This is a genomic window from Rubellimicrobium roseum, from assembly GCF_006152145.1.
Taxonomy (GTDB): Bacteria; Pseudomonadota; Alphaproteobacteria; order Rhodobacterales; family Rhodobacteraceae; genus Rubellimicrobium; species Rubellimicrobium roseum.
In genome coordinates this window covers 15,820-30,230 of sequence record NZ_VDFV01000011.1, presented here as the reverse complement: position 1 = coordinate 30,230, position 14,411 = coordinate 15,820, and the positions used below count along the sequence as shown (strand labels likewise).

General features: G+C 67.6%; 11 protein-coding genes. 8 read left to right on the top strand and 3 right to left on the bottom strand.

Annotated features, from left to right (window positions below; translation table 11 throughout):
- The first annotated feature begins 260 nt into the window (after positions 1 to 260).
- Both iolE and FHG71_RS10085 read left to right on the top strand, forming a co-directional pair.
- Positions 261 to 1,160, top strand: a complete 900-nt coding sequence (gene iolE / locus FHG71_RS10090) for a myo-inosose-2 dehydratase (protein ID WP_139081515.1) — start codon at positions 261 to 263, stop codon at positions 1,158 to 1,160.
- Positions 1,157 to 1,975, top strand: coding sequence for an SDR family oxidoreductase (locus FHG71_RS10085; RefSeq protein ID WP_139081514.1), 819 nt, complete (start codon positions 1,157 to 1,159; stop codon positions 1,973 to 1,975). Before iolE ends, FHG71_RS10085 begins: the two co-directional genes overlap by 4 nt.
- Before the next feature lie 1,592 nt (positions 1,976 to 3,567).
- Here FHG71_RS10085 and FHG71_RS10080 read toward each other — a convergent pair.
- Together FHG71_RS10080 and FHG71_RS10075 are read right to left on the bottom strand one after the other, a co-directional pair.
- Complete coding sequence (locus tag FHG71_RS10080) at positions 3,568 to 4,395, bottom strand: GNAT family N-acetyltransferase (RefSeq protein ID WP_139081513.1); 828 nt, start codon at positions 4,393 to 4,395, stop codon at positions 3,568 to 3,570.
- Positions 4,392 to 5,063 carry a GntR family transcriptional regulator gene (locus FHG71_RS10075; protein WP_246045409.1) on the bottom strand — a complete coding sequence of 224 codons (672 nt, stop codon included), beginning with the start codon at positions 5,061 to 5,063 and terminating at the stop codon, positions 4,392 to 4,394. The genes FHG71_RS10080 and FHG71_RS10075 overlap by 4 nt, the downstream gene beginning before the upstream one ends.
- Before the next feature lie 251 nt (positions 5,064 to 5,314).
- Between FHG71_RS10075 and FHG71_RS10070 the strand changes: the two genes are divergently transcribed.
- The 6 genes from FHG71_RS10070 to FHG71_RS10045 all read left to right on the top strand — a co-directional run bounded on the left by FHG71_RS10070 (position 5,315) and on the right by FHG71_RS10045 (position 13,295).
- Entirely contained in the window at positions 5,315 to 6,289 is a 975-nt protein-coding gene (locus tag FHG71_RS10070) for an ABC transporter ATP-binding protein (RefSeq protein ID WP_139081511.1), read from the top strand.
- Positions 6,290 to 6,317: 28 nt separating this feature from the next.
- Complete coding sequence (locus tag FHG71_RS10065; protein WP_139081510.1) at positions 6,318 to 7,583, top strand: ABC transporter substrate-binding protein; 1,266 nt, start codon at positions 6,318 to 6,320, stop codon at positions 7,581 to 7,583.
- A 67-nt stretch (positions 7,584 to 7,650) separates the two neighbouring features.
- Positions 7,651 to 8,502, top strand: a complete 852-nt coding sequence (locus tag FHG71_RS10060; RefSeq protein WP_246045415.1) for an ABC transporter permease — start codon at positions 7,651 to 7,653, stop codon at positions 8,500 to 8,502.
- The gene (locus tag FHG71_RS10055) at positions 8,502 to 9,338 is read left to right on the top strand and encodes an ABC transporter permease (protein WP_139081506.1); all 837 of its coding nucleotides are present in this window, start codon (positions 8,502 to 8,504) and stop codon (positions 9,336 to 9,338) included. Before FHG71_RS10060 ends, FHG71_RS10055 begins: the two co-directional genes overlap by 1 nt.
- Positions 9,338 to 10,003, top strand: coding sequence for an aspartate/glutamate racemase family protein (locus tag FHG71_RS10050; protein ID WP_139081505.1), 666 nt, complete (start codon positions 9,338 to 9,340; stop codon positions 10,001 to 10,003). Before FHG71_RS10055 ends, FHG71_RS10050 begins: the two co-directional genes overlap by 1 nt.
- A 364-nt stretch (positions 10,004 to 10,367) precedes the next feature.
- Positions 10,368 to 13,295, top strand: coding sequence for a hybrid sensor histidine kinase/response regulator (locus tag FHG71_RS10045; RefSeq protein ID WP_139081504.1), 2,928 nt, complete (start codon positions 10,368 to 10,370; stop codon positions 13,293 to 13,295).
- 381 nt (positions 13,296 to 13,676) lie between these two features.
- On the opposite strand, the gene FHG71_RS10040 is transcribed toward FHG71_RS10045, so the two are convergent.
- Positions 13,677 to 14,339, bottom strand: coding sequence for a TetR/AcrR family transcriptional regulator (locus FHG71_RS10040; RefSeq protein WP_139081503.1), 663 nt, complete (start codon positions 14,337 to 14,339; stop codon positions 13,677 to 13,679).
- Positions 14,340 to 14,411: the final 72 nt, after the last annotated feature.

The following is a 14,411-nucleotide window of genomic DNA, read 5'->3' as shown; positions in this document are numbered from 1 at the left end:
TGGGAACGACCAGGGGATGGCTCGTCCCGCAGGGGCACTGGCGCCGCGGAAGGTCATGGACGGCAGGTCAAGCTTGCGGGAAAGTCCATCAGACCGGCCCCATGCGGTTGAGGGGTTTCGAGAGAATCCATGCAGGCCCGGCCCTGGACCTCCGAAGTCCCTCTGGCATCCGCGTGCGAGGCACGCCAAGGGACCGTGACGGGGTTGGCAGTCCCGATTCGGCCGGCCCTTCCACTGTCGCAGAAAAGGATTAACCAGGAATGAAGGCCCGGCTCGGAATCTCGCCCATCTGCTGGTGGAACGACGACCTCGTGGAACTCTCGGACGACGTGTCGCTGGAGGAGTGCCTGTCGCAGGCCGCGCAGGCGGGCTACACCGGCATGGAGACGGGCCGCCGCTTTCCGATGAACATCGACGAACTGGGTCCGATCCTGAGCCGCCACGGCATCTCGGTCTGCGGCGGCTGGTTCTCGGGCACGATCCTCGATGGTGACATCGAGGAGAACAAGGACCGCATCCGGGCGCAGATGGAGCTGTTCAAGGCGGCCAAGGCCCCCTGCATCGTCTATGGCGAGGTGGCGGGCTCCATCCAGGGCGACCGCTCGAAGCCGCTGGCGAGCAAGCCCCGGCTCTCGGACGACGAGATGAAGGCCTATGCCCGCCGCATGACCCAGTTCGGCGAATGGTGCGCCGAGCAGGGCATGCCGCTGTCCTACCATCACCACATGGCAGCGGTCGTGGAGACGGAACAGGAACTCGACCTGTTCATGGCGAACTCGGGCGAGGGCATTCCGCTTCTCTATGACGCGGGCCACATGGCCTTTGCGGGCGGCGACGTGCTGCGGGTGATCGACAACCACCACAAGCGCATCACGCATGTCCACACCAAGGACGTGCGGATGGACGTCATCGACGCGCTCGACCGCTCGAAGGAGTCCTTCCTCGACGCCGTGGTGAAGGGCGCCTTCACCGTGCCGGGCGACGGCAGCCTCGACTTCAAGGCCATCGTGACGCGGCTGGCGGGCTACGGCTACGAAGGCTGGTTCGTGGTCGAGGCCGAGCAGGACCCGAAGAAGGCCCCGCCGCTCGAATGGTCGACCAAGGGCAACAAGGAGCTGCACCGGGTCATGGCGCTGGCCGGCTACGAGGTCGTCGCATGAACCGGATGGATGGCAAGGTCTGCCTCGTCGCAGGGGCGACGCAGGGGCTGGGCGCGGCCATCGCGCACCGGCTGGCGGCGGCCGGGGCGACAGGCCTTGTCGTCACCGGGCGCAACGCCGAGCGGGGCGAGGCCGTGGCCCGCTCCATCTCGGAGGTCGGCGCGCCCGCGCGCTTCGTGCGCGCCGACCTGGCTTCGGTCGAGGACTGCCGCCGTGCGGTGGCCGAGACCGACCGGCTCTTCGGCCGGCTCGACGTGCTGGTGAACGCCGGGGCGCTGACCGATCGCGGCACGATCCTCGACACCTCACCCGATCTCTTCGACCGCATGTTCGCCACCAACGTGCGCGGACCGTTCTTCCTGATGCAGGAGGCGATCCGCCTCATGATCCGGGACGGGGTGGAGGGGGCGATCGTCAACATCGGCTCGACCTCGGCCCATGCCGGGCAGCCCTTCATCAGCGCCTACTGCGCCTCGAAGGGAGCGCTGGCCACGCTGACCCGCAACACCGCCTTCGCCGTCATGGGGAACCGCATCCGGGTGAACCAGCTCGACATCGGCTGGATGGCCTCGGATCACGAGCGCGCGCTGCAGGAGGCCGAGACGGGCGACCCGGACTGGGAGGCCAAAGCCACGGCCGGACTGCCCTACGACCGGCTCGTGGACCCTGAGGAGGCGGCGCGGGCGGTGAACTTTCTGGCCTCCGACGACGCGGGCCTGATGACCGGAGCGGTGGTGCAGTTCGACCAGTCGGTCCGGGGCGCCTATGCCGGACAGGCCCCCGTGCCCCAGGGCCCGATGCGCTGGCCTGCCTGAGCGGGCCCGGCGCCCCGGAGCGGGCACAGGGGGCGGCCCGCCCACTCAGCCCCCGCCATGATCAGGATGCGCGGACCTGTCCCATAAAGACGAGCAACCGACCGCACGGCAAGGGCCTGCGCCCGCCAAATAGGCTAAGCCCGGCTAGCGGGCTTGCGAAACTGGCTTGCTGCTCGGGCCCCGCGAATAGCAGCGCCGCTCCCTTGGCGGGAGGCGAGAGCGTCCGTCCAGAATGGCGATGACCGGTAGGCTACAGCCGCCGCACTCCTGGTCACGTTCATCGTCCCAGGCGCACGGAAGAACGGGACGGGTAGCAACTGGCCAGTCAAGTGTCTCACGGGATCGTTCAGATTACACCGCACCGCGCGATGGCCGTTTGGCCAGTCCGGTGCCGCAGGGCCCGTCGGCCGTGACAGGGCCGATGAATGGGACGGCCGGGGCGTCCGGACCGGGCTGCCACCCTCGCCGCAAGAGGTGACTTCCATGGCCAGCAGGTCGGCATTTGCCCCGTCGAGAACAAGCTTGGCCTTGCGCCGGCGCCGGTCGGGATCACGGCGGCGCACCGGCATTCACCCTGGCCCATCCTCCGGGTCCGACGTCCTTATCTGGCCTGTCACCAAGCCACTCGGGCCGCCGAGCCGGGCCCCATGGAGACCTGAAGCCGGGCAGACCTGGATGACCGCATCCGAGAAAGTTTCGGGCCGGCGCAGGCGACCGCTCCTGATCGCAGGTCACGCCCTCTCGCGATCCCGCCAGACCACCAGCGAGCCACTCTGGCCCAGGGTCATGCAAGAACGTCGGTGGGAGCACGTTGTCACCCAGCCCGGCAAGATGCCGAGCTTCGGGGCCAAAAGGTGGAACATCACCAAGAGTCGCCTGCGGGCATGAGCAATCACGAGCGGCGAAAATCTTGGGCCTGTCCCATCCCGGCACGCTCAGGAGACCCTGGCCAGAGTTCGCCATCCAAGCAGCATTCCTGGGCTTCACAGCGAAAAACGGCTCGGGACGCCATGGCTTGCTGGCCAAATGTGATCCGCCGCTCGCCTTTGGAGAGTTGCGCCGCCCGTCACATTCGTCTGGCATTGCCCGAACGGCGTCGGCCCGAACGTGAGGATCGCCTTTCACCCTGTAAGGAGGTCCTTGATGCCGCGTTACCCGGCATACCGGGGGACCGGGCGGCCAGGGCGCGATCTTGGCACGCCTGGAAGTCGCCATGACCTGGTCGGCGCATCGCTGGTTGGAGTTGGCTCGAACCGACATGTCGGCTGATGCGGCCAGCCTCGACGGCATTGCAGGCCAGAGACAGTTGGAGGTCGAGGGAGCGCCACAGGATAGCGCCGTCTCGGCCGAGCAGTCTCGGATCAACATCCCTGGCGAGGGAGCGAGGATGCTTCGTGACGATGAGAGGGCCCGCCGAAGCACGGGGGCTTCCGTCCTTCTCGGACAGAAGCCTCTGACCATCCTCATTGGTTCTTTGCCGCAAGCAGATGTCGGCGGTTGCGAGGGCAGGTCCGGACTCCTTCTCCGTGCTGTCCGGACGCCCTGCGAAGGTAAGAGAGATCGGTGTCAGGCTCCTTCCTCTTCGAGGCGGCTCAACCCAGCTCCATTGTCGCGATGGCCTGTTCACGGCCATCTCCCTGTGGCGCGGGTCCGCGATACATCCGTGCCGTGCGGAAGGTCTCACGATAGCCTCGCGCGACGAGTGCCGAGATGAACTCGTGGTTGGCCTCGGGCACGTCGATGACTCGCGTACCGATCTCTGCTTCAGAGGCGGTCAGTGCCAGGCCACACTCCGCATCCGGCGCGATGATGGGACCGATCTTGCAGCCCAAGCGGCAGAGACGTGCGGTTGCGAAGCCCTGGATCGCGCCGCCCTCCTCCAGCACGATGGTCCGGCGGTCCGACGTCGTGCGGGTCCACGCCGAGAGGAACCGCGCGCGTTCGACCCCGGTCGCCCGACGGTCAAGCGCCAGGAGAGCCGGCAGGTCCTCGGGCCGCATGGGACGGAGCGTCGGGCTGTCGCCGGTCACGCGGGGGCCTTCGAAACGGATGGTGGCCCCGGTCCGCACGAAGCCCGAACGGGCGTAATTCGCCTCCTGCGCCGCCACGCCATCCAGCCCGATGGTGCGGCCCCCGGCGTGCGTCAGTCCTTCGCGCCAGAGCGCCATCCCGATCCCTTGGCCCCGCCACTCCGGACGACAGAGATAAAGCCCCAGGAAGGCGAAGACGTCCGAGTGGTTCACGACCGAGATCGCGCCGACCGGATCGCCCGCGACCTCGGCGAGGAGGAAGCCCTCGGGGTCGGCGGCGTGAAAGGCCGCAGCATCCCCCAAGCCGGGGTTCCACCCCTCCACCGCGGCCCAGTCGAGCACGTGGTCCAGGTCGGCGGCCGTCATCCGGCGGATCGCGGGCATCGTCATGCGCCCAGCGCCTCGCGCAGGGACCGGGGCGCCGATGGCAGGTGGCGCAGGTCGAGCGAGGAGACGAGATCGAGGAGGTGCCCCTTCATCAGCTCGTCGGCGCGATCGCCGTCCCGTTCGGCCAGAGCGTGCACAAGCGCATGGTGCGCGTGGCTCTCGCAGAGCGCGTTCCGCCGCTGCCAGTAGAGCGCGATGATGAGCGAGGACCGTGCGACGAGTTGCGCGATGAACTCGGCGATCGTGTCCTGGTCGGCGATGCGCGCGATCTCCAGATGGAAGAGGCCGGACTGCCGCAAGGCGAGCCCCGCGTTCCCGGCCGCGACGGCCCGGTGCTCCTCGTCGATATGGGCCTGAAGGCGGGCGACGTCGGCCGGGGTCGTCCGCTCGGCCGCGGAGCGGGCCGTGCGGGGCTCGAGCAGGGCGCGGGCTTCGAAGACTTCGCGGGCCTCTCGGATGGTGGGCTGGGCGACGAAAGCCCCGCGGTTCCGCCGCAGGGTGATGAGGCGATCATGGGACAGGCGCTGCAATGCGGTGCGCACGATCGTCCGGCTCACGCCATAGATCTCGCCCACCTCGTCCTCGTTAAGCTTGGTCCCGGGGGCGAGCCGGTGCTCGTGGATCGCCAGGGCGAGCTGCTCGGCGACCTCGTCCCCGGAACCGGATTTCATGAAAGGCCCGTCGTCCATCCCGCTCATGTCCGCTGCTGGTCCATTCGACCCTGACGCCCCGACTCGGACGCCGGCAACACCGCATCCGGTACCGGGACAACATTGTATACAATCCTGTCGCGGAAATCGTCATGGAGTGGTGCGATCCGCCACTTCTTTCAGCACGTCGTGTCTCGTCCGGGTTTCAGGTATGATTCTCCTGTCCCCTCCGGCCGTGCGCCTGTCAGTTGGCCCCAACTGATGGAGGTCCCATGCGGACGGGTCACGATCTCGAACTCATCCATGTGACGAAGCGATACGGCGAGACCGTCGCCGTCGCCGACGTGAGCCACCTGTTCCGTGGCGGCAGCTATGTGTGCCTGCTCGGGCCCTCGGGCTGTGGCAAGACTTCGACCCTGCGGATGATCGCGGGCCACGAGACGATCTCGGACGGCTCCATCGTGTTGTCCGGGGCCGAGGTCACGCATCTTCCCCCGGCCCGGCGTGGCACGGCCATGATGTTCCAGAGCTACGCCCTGTTCCCGCATCTCTCGGTGCGGGACAACGTGGCCTTCAGCCTCAAGATGAAGGGTGTGGACAAGGCCGCGCGCCACCGCCGCGCGGGCGAGCTTCTCGAACTCGTCGACATGGGGCGCTACGCCGACCGCCTGCCCTCGCAGCTCTCGGGCGGCCAGCAGCAGCGCGTGGCGCTGGCGCGTGCGCTGGTCACGAACCCGCAGGTCCTGCTCCTCGACGAGCCGCTTTCCGCCCTCGATCCCTTCCTGCGCATCAGGATGCGGGCGGAACTGAAGCGCCTCCAGCGCGAGCTGGGAATCAGCTTCCTGCACGTCACGCATGGGCAGGACGAAGCGCTGGCCCTGGCCGACGAAATCGTGCTGATGAACAACGCCCGCATCGAGCAGGCGGGCCCCGCGCGCGAGATCTTCAACGCGCCGCGGACCGAGTTCGTGGCCCGCTTCATGGGCGGGCACAACGTCATCGCGCTGCCGCAGGGGCGCTTCGCGCTGCGCGCGGATGGCGTCCGGCTCGCGGCCGATGGCGCCGAGGCCGTCGTCCGCGCTGTCGAGTACCAGGGCGGGCACGTCGCCCTGACCGCGCGGATGGCGGGCGAGCAGGAGATCCTCGCGCTCATTCCCGAGTCCGCCTTCTTCGCGGATCCGAAGAACCCGGGGGACGCCGTACGGCTCGCCTGGGACGAGGGGCGGCTCCACCGCCTCCAAGCCTGACACCATCCTCCAACAGGGACAGACGACCATGACGAAGATGCGATACAGCCGGCGTAGCCTCCTGAAGACCGGGGCTGCCGCCCTTGCCGCGAGCGCGCTGCCCGCCCCGATGATCTGGGCGCAGGAGATCAAGGACATCACCCTGCGCCAGTTCGGCACCGGCGTATCGAACCTCAACGAGGTGGCGCAGAAGGTGAAGGAGGACCTGGGCTTCACGCTCGAGATGACGGCGCTCGACTCGGACGCCGTGACCCAGCGCGCCGCGACCCAGCCCGACAGCTTCGACATCGCCGACATCGAGTACTGGATCTGCAAGAAGGTCTGGCCGACCGGCAACCTCCAGGCGATGGATACGTCCCGGATCGCCAACTACGACAAGATCGTCGGCATCTTCCGGGACGGGAAGCTCACGCCCGAGAGCACCATCGCGCAAGGGACGGCGCCCCACACGGTGGGCTTCACCTCCGGTCCCGGCGGCACCGACTTCGTAGCCGAGGAGTCGGGCTGGATGACCCTGATCCCGACCATCTACAACGCCGACACGCTGGGCATCCGCCCCGACCTCATCGGCCGCCCCATCGAGTCCTGGGCCGAGCTGCTGAACCCCGAGTTCAAGGGCAAGGCCTCGATCCTCGACATCTCCTCCATCGGCATCATGGACGCCGCCATGGTCTGCGAGGCGATGGGCGAGATCCAGTACGGCGACAAGGGGAACATGACCACGGACGAGATCGACCGCACCATGGCGATCATGACCGAGGCCAAGCGGGCGGGCCAGTTCCGGTCCTTCTGGAAGACCTTCGACGAATCCGTGAACCTCATGGCCTCGGGCGAGGTGGTGATCCAGTCGATGTGGTCGCCGGCCATCACCGCCGTGAAGTCGCGCGGCATCCCCTGCGTTTACCAGCCGCTCAAGGAAGGCTACCGGAGCTGGGGCGGCGGCATCGGCCTGTCGTCGAGCCTGTCGGGCATGGAGCTGGATGCGGCCTACGACTACATCAACTGGTACCTGTCGGGCTGGGTCGGCGGCTTCCTCATGCGCCAGGGCTACTATTCGGCGGTGCCCGAGACCTCCAAGGCCTTCATGAGCGAGAACGAGTGGGGCTACTGGTTCGAGGGCAAGCCCGCCGTCGAGCCCGTCACCAATCCCTTCGGCGACGTGCTGGCGCAGGCCGGCGAGGCGCGCGACGGCGGCTCCTTCTATGACCGCATGGGCCAGGTGGCCTGCTGGAACGCCGTCATGGACGAGAACCAGTACATGGTCCGCAAGTGGAACGAGTTCATTGCCGCCTGAGTCCATCACCGTCGCGGGGTCCTTCGGGACCCCGCCCCTTGCGGAGCGCGCGCCCCGACAGCGCGCTCTGGCCTCGAACCACGTCACGGGCTGGCTCCTGGCCCTGCCGCTGACCTTGGTCCTGCTCGCGTTCCTGGTGCTGCCGATCCTCATGATCGTCGTCGTCAGCTTCTGGACCGCAACCGAGTTCTCGATCGTCCCTGCCTTCTCCTTCGAGAATTACGAGTTCCTGCTGGGCTCGGACGTGACCTGGCGGGTGCTGCTGAACACCGTGAAATATGCCGCGGTCACCTGGGCCATCACCTTGGTCCTGGGCTTCACGGTGGCCTACTTCCTGGCCTTCCACGTCCGGTCGCAGACCTGGCAGACGACGCTGTTCCTGCTGTGCACGATCCCGTTCTGGACCTCGAACATCATCCGCATGATCTCGTGGATCCCGTTCCTGGGCCGCGAGGGGATCGCGAACTCGGCGCTGCTGTCCTGGGGGGTGGTCGACCAGCCGCTGGACTGGCTCCTCTTCTCGGACTTCTCGGTGATCCTGGCCTTCGTGCACCTTTACACGCTGTTCATGGTGGTCCCGATCTTCAACACCATGATGCGGATCGACCGCAGCCTTCTGGAAGCGGCGAACGACGCGGGCGCGTCCGGCTTCCAGACGCTCTGGAACGTGGTCCTGCCGCTGACCCGGCCCGGCATCATGATCGGCACCATCTTCGTCGTGACTCTGGTGATGGGCGACTTCATCACCGTGCGCTTCATGTCGGGATCGCAGTCCGCGAACGTGGGCCGCCTGATCCAGAACGACATCGGCCTCCTGCAATATCCCTCGGCTTCGGCGACATCCGTGATGCTCCTCGTCGTCACGCTGATGGTGATCGGGGTCCTGCTGCGCCTCGTGAACATCCGGAAGGAGCTCTGATGGACCCCCGCCCCCGCTCCTTCTACGTGCTGGCCACCATCTTCGGCCTGTTCCTACTCTTCCTCTACGGCCCCACGATCACCATCGCGATCCTGAGCTTCCAGGGGCCCGAGGGCGGCCTCACCTTTCCGATGCGGGGCGTCTCGCTCCACTGGTTCCGCGACCTGTTCCAAGAGCAGGCGGTGGGCGACATCTGGGGCAGCTTCGGCCGCTCGCTCGCCTTGGGCCTCATGGTCATGGTCACGACCGTCGTCGTCTCGGTCATGGGCGGCCTCGCCTTCCGCAAGCGCTTCCGCGGCTCGGCGATCCTTTTCCAGCTCGTCATCGCGAGCCTCGTGATCCCTTCGATCCTTGTCTCGCTGGGCGTGGGCCTGATCTTCTCGCAGGCCGGGCTGCCCGTGCACTGGGCGACTTCCGGCTTCGGCTCTCAGCTCACCTGGACCCTGCCCTTCGGCCTTCTCATCATGTTCGCCGTCTTCAATCGCTTCAACCCGGCCTATGAGGAGGCCGCCCGCGACCAGGGCGCCACCGCGTGGCAGACGATCCGCCATGTCGTCCTGCCGATCATCGCGCCTTCGCTCCTGGGCGTCGCCCTGTTCGGCTTCACGCTCAGCTACGACGAGTTCGCGCGGACGCTGCTCACCTCGGGCAGCCACAACACCCTGCCGCTGGAGATCTACGGCATGACCACCAACGTCACCACGCCGGTGATCTTCGCGCTGGGGACGCTGACCACCGTGTTCTCCCTTGTCGTGATCGGCGTCTTTCTCCTCACCGTCGCGCTGGTCAGCCGTCGCCGCGCGCGGGCCGGATCCGACGCCGGCCGGGCCGTCTGATGCGCCTCCTCTTCATCAACCCGAACTCCACGGTCGCCATGACCGAGGCCGCCGTCGCGGTCGCCCGCCGCACCCTGCCCGAGGCCGAGATCCTGGGCTGGACCAATCACGACGGCCCGCCCGCGATCCAAGGGGCCGAGGATGGCGCGGCGGCAGTGACCGGAGTGCGCGCGCTTCTGGCTCGCGCCCGAACCGAGGGCGTGGACGTCGTCGTCATCGCCTGCTTCGACGACACGGGGCTCGAAGAGCTGCGCGCCGCGGCTCATTGCCCCGTCATCGGCATCGGGCAGGCCGCCATGCACCTCGCAGCACTGACCGGCGCTCGTTTCTCCATCGTCACGACCCTGCCCGTCTCGGTCCCCGTGATCGAGGCCAACGTGGACAGCTACGGTTTCGGCGGGCAGTGCGCGCGGGTGCGGGCCTCGGGCTTGGGGGTGCTGGAGGTGGAAGCGGCCGGTCCTCAGGTTCTGGCCCGTCTTGATCAGGAAATCTGCGCCGCTGTCGAGGAAGACCGGGCGGAGTCCGTGATTCTCGGGTGCGCGGGCATGGCCCCCCTTCGAAGCCGCCTTCAGGAGAGAAGCGCTGTTCCGCTCGTGGACGGGATCGAGGCCGCCTGCGTGCTCGCAGGGGCTTTGGCCCGTTGGAGGGTGGCCATAGCAGCCTGACGAATCAGGATGCAGGCAGTGGCCCGGGACAGACTCCCATCGACCGCCCCCTGACCTGTGCTCACCTTCCATCCGATGAACCTGACAGCAAGCATCGAAGGCCCGCTACACTCGCATGACGAAGGTTCGAGTGGTTGCGCGGACAGGATCTGGACCATGGCGAACAGTGCCGCTGACCTTGTGCAGGTCTGGCAACGGGTCAAGCAGGCACTCCCTGGCGAGAGCGGGCCAGCAATGTGTTGCCATCTTCAGGCCTGACGGATTTATGCAACTTTGGCGCGAGATCTAACTGTTTCCATCACGTTTCGATGCTACGCTGCCATTCAAGGCAGCAAGCCAGTCGCTCGAAGGTCGGCATCGCATCGTGAGTGGAGCAAACAAGATCGGCCTGGCCTTCGCGGCGGGATGGCTGGCGCGGGGCGTTCTTCGAGCCAAGGGCGGAGCCGCGCCCAGTTTCGGCCGCAAAAAGCTGGCCCCGGCCCCCCACCTGGTCCCGGATCTGGACCGCGCCCAGATGTACCTGCAGGTGGCAGGCGTTATGCTGCTGGTGCTCGACCGCGAGGGTCGGATCGAGACCGTCAACCCGCGCGGCGCGGAGATCCTGGGTCACGACAGTCCCGCCCAGTTGATCGGTCGCGACTGGTTCGAGACCGCCATCCCCGTCCGCGAACGGGAGGCTGTCCGGGCCATCTTTGCCGAGTTCATCTCTGGATCGGCCGACGCACCCGATCGGGTGGAGGGATTGATCCTGCGCCCCGATGGCCAGGAACGGCTGATCGCCTGGCGCAACAGGATCATCCGCGACGCCGCAGGTCGGATCCGGGGCACGATCTCCTCGGGCGAGGACATCACTGAGGCCCGTGCGGCCGATGAGCGAGTGCGACAGAGCGAGGCACTCCTATCGGCCGTCCTTGATGCTCTCCCAGTCGGGGTGATCATTGCTGACCCCAAGGGCAAGATCGTTCGGGACAACGCCGCCCATCGGGAGCTCTGGGGCGTCGTCCCCGATCCCGAGGTCACCAGCCTGGAGCAGTACGGCGAGTGGATCGGCTACGATCCCGAGACTGGCCGGCGCTTGCGGGCCCAGGACTGGGCCATGGCCCGCGCGCTCGTCGAGGGCGAGACGGTTCAGGGGGAGCTGGTCGAATGCCAGCGCTTCGGCACGGGCGAGCGACGCTTCTTTCTCAACAACGCGGCGCCGGTGCGCGATGCGGGCGGTCGGGTGATCGCGGGCGTCGTGGCCGAGCAGGACGTGACAGACCGCCGGGCGGTCGAGCAGGCGCTGCGTATGAGCGCCGAACGCGTGCAACTGGCCTTGGCGGCAGGCGCCATCATCGGGACCTGGCACTGGGACCTGCCCACCGACCGCTTCACGGTCGACGAGCAGTTCGCGCTGAACTTCGGCCTCGATCTGGCGCTGGGCCGGGAGGGCCTCAGCCTGGAGCAGGTCATCGCCACCGTCCACCCGGACGACAGGGAGGGTCTGATCGCGGCGATCGGTTCAGCCATCTCGCGCGGCGGTCCCTACGCGCATCAGTACCGGGTGCGTCGCCAGGATGGGCGCTACTACTGGATCGAGGCCAACGGGCGGGTCGACCACGGACCGGATGGCACACCCTTGCACTTTCCGGGCGTCCTCCTCGACGTGGAGGAGCATCGCGCCCTTCTTGCCGAGCGGGACCGGGCGACCCAGTTGCTCAAGACCTTCATCGAGGCCGTGCCGGGGGTGGTCTATGCCAAGGACCGCCAAGGCCGCATGCTGGTCGCCAACAAGGGCACGGCCGAGCTGATCGGCAAGCCGCCCGAGGAGTTCCTGGGCCGGACCGACGCCGAGTTCCTGGAGGACAAGGCGCAAGCAGCGCTCGTCATGGCCAACGACCGGCGGATCATGGACAGCGCCATGGCGGAACAGGTCGAGGAGGCCGTCACCTTCGCGGACGGCACACCGGCCGTCTGGCTCTCGACCAAGGTGCCGCTGCGCGACGGAACGGGCCAGGTGATCGGGCTGATCGGGGCCTCGGTCGACATCACCGCCCGCAAGGCCGCCGAAGCGGAGCTCGAGCGGATCAACCTCGATCTGGCCGACCGCGTGGCCCGTGCGGTGGCCGAGCGCGAGGCGGCAGCCGCCCAGCTCCACGAGGTGCAGAAGCTCGAAACCATCGGCCAGCTTACCGGCGGCATCGCGCACGACTTCAACAACCTCCTGACCCCCATCGTGGGCTCGCTGGAGCGGGCGCACCGCAAGCTCGATCAGGACGAACGCACGCAGCGGCTGGTGGCGGGCGGGCTGCAATCCGCCGAGCGGGCCCGGGTGCTGGTCCAGCGGCTTCTCACCTTCGCGCGCCGCCAGACCCTGATGGCCCAGCCCGTGGATGTGGGCACGCTGCTGGACGGCATGCACGACCTGATCGCCCGCTCCATCGGCCCGCAGATCGACATGGTGGTCGAGGTGGCCCCGGATCTTCCGCCCGCGATGGTCGACGCCAACCAACTGGAGCTCGCGCTCTTGAACCTGGCGGTGAACGCGCGCGACGCCATGCCCGGTGGCGGCCGGCTCACGATCAGCGCGGCGGAAGAAGCCGTGGGGTCGGGTCATCCGACTGGACTGGCGCCCGGCCGCTATGTCCGGCTCGCCGTGGTCGACACCGGGGTCGGCATGAGCGCCATCATTCTGGCGCGTGCGGTCGAGCCATTCTTCTCCACGAAGGGCATGGGCAAAGGGACGGGGCTGGGTCTTTCGATGGTGCATGGCCTGGCCGGGCAGTCGGGAGGCCGGCTGGTCCTGTCGTCGAGATCGGGCCAGGGGACACGGGCCGAGGTCTGGCTACCGGTGGCGTCCGAAGCGGCTCCAAGCGCTCCGGCCCCCGCCGAGATGCCGATCCCCATTGTGCGCGAGGGTCTTCTCCTCCTTGTCGATGACGAGGAACTGGTGCGGATCGGGACCGCGGACATGTTGCGCGACCTGGGCTACGAGGTCGTGGAGGCCAACGGGGGAGCTGCCGCCCTCCAGACGCTCCGGTCTGGACTGACGCCCGATCTGCTGGTCACCGACTATCTCATGCCGGGCATGACGGGGGTCGAGCTGGCCAGGGCGGCGCACCAGCTTCTGCCCGAGCTTCCAGCCCTGCTGATCAGCGGTTACCAGGACGTGCTCGACGCCAGCGTGGATGGTCTGCCGCGCCTGGCCAAGCCCTTTCGGCAGGCCGACCTCGCTGCGCGGGTGGCCGGAGTCCTGGACGACAAGAAGATTGTCAGGTTCCCGCGCCGACAGGGTTTCGATCGTCCGGGCTGACTTGGACGTCCAGGGCCATGTGGGCTGAAGGCACTAGCGGTCCTGAGGGTTGGTCGGAGGCTGTTAGCTTCATTCACTCCACGCGTTGAAGATCGCGTCTCCCATGGGCCAGCCGCAATGGAGGCCAGCGCCTCAGCGCATCCGGCGTGGCATGCAACGCTCCCAAGCCTGCATCAGGATACTCCGCACCTTCGTGACTCAGCGTGACGAAAGCTCGAATGATTTAAGCGAGGGAGCCTGCCGAAATTGGCTGGCCAGCGCGCGGCTTCGGTATGGACAGCCTGTCGACCACGAGATGAACCGGACCCTTTACCCGGTCCACATTCAGCGGCAGCGTCCCACGAGCCGGTAACCCGCCCTACCCCGATATATCTTGCCCTGTCAGTTCGAAGCGCCGACAGGACGCTTCGGAATGAGTCCGGCGGCCTCGAGCGCGTCGATCGCGACCGCGATACGGTCTTGCAGCGCGATTTCCAGATCGGCGGCCTCGTCTCCGAGGAGCGCGCGCATCTGGTGGGGCACGAAGGCGAGATCGATGAAGCGCGACGCGGCCGGCTCGGCCCGCGCGATGGCGGCCGGATCGTCCCTGTCCGGTCCGGCGATGGCCTCGGCGATACGGCGGATGCCGGCGCGGCGGCCCAGAGCATCCGCCTCGCGGATCAGGTCGCGTTGACGCGGCGCCTCGGCGATGAAGAGCCGCATCAGCTCGAGAGGAACCGGCGCCATCGCGTGAGAGATGACCGCGCGGCCAGCGCGGGTCAGGCGCTCGTGCAGGGGCAGATCGTCCGGCATGTCGGTTGAAGGCACAAGGGCCGCCTCGACATTCGCGCGGATCACCGCCGCGAACAGGTCAGGCTTCCCGGAGTAGCGCGCGTAGAGCGTGGCCTTGCTGGCGCCGGCGGCGGCCGCGACGGCCTCGCATGTGGTGCCGTCGTAACCGCGGACCAGAAACATGTCCGTCGCGGCCGACAGGATGCGCGCATCGACCTCGCCCGCGTCCTTTGCCGCCGGACGCCCGACGCGCGCCTTGGCCGACTTGCCCACTTGCCTCAGCCCTCCCGATCTGAAAATAGAACGTATACGTTCTATTACACCTTCGCCCCTGGTTCAGGTGCG

Excerpts from the sequence above, each read along its gene's own strand:
- iolE (WP_139081515.1), top strand. The coding sequence starts at position 261 with ATGAAGGCCCGGCTCGGAATCTCGCCCATCTGCTGGTGGAACGACGAC.
- FHG71_RS10085 (WP_139081514.1), top strand. The coding sequence starts at position 1,157 with ATGAACCGGATGGATGGCAAGGTCTGCCTCGTCGCAGGGGCGACGCAG.
- FHG71_RS10080 (WP_139081513.1), bottom strand. The coding sequence starts at position 4,395 with ATGACGATGCCCGCGATCCGCCGGATGACGGCCGCCGACCTGGACCAC.
- FHG71_RS10075 (WP_246045409.1), bottom strand. The coding sequence starts at position 5,063 with ATGAAATCCGGTTCCGGGGACGAGGTCGCCGAGCAGCTCGCCCTGGCG.
- FHG71_RS10070 (WP_139081511.1), top strand. The coding sequence starts at position 5,315 with ATGCGGACGGGTCACGATCTCGAACTCATCCATGTGACGAAGCGATAC.
- FHG71_RS10065 (WP_139081510.1), top strand. The coding sequence starts at position 6,318 with ATGACGAAGATGCGATACAGCCGGCGTAGCCTCCTGAAGACCGGGGCT.
- FHG71_RS10055 (WP_139081506.1), top strand. The coding sequence starts at position 8,502 with ATGGACCCCCGCCCCCGCTCCTTCTACGTGCTGGCCACCATCTTCGGC.
- FHG71_RS10050 (WP_139081505.1), top strand. The coding sequence starts at position 9,338 with ATGCGCCTCCTCTTCATCAACCCGAACTCCACGGTCGCCATGACCGAG.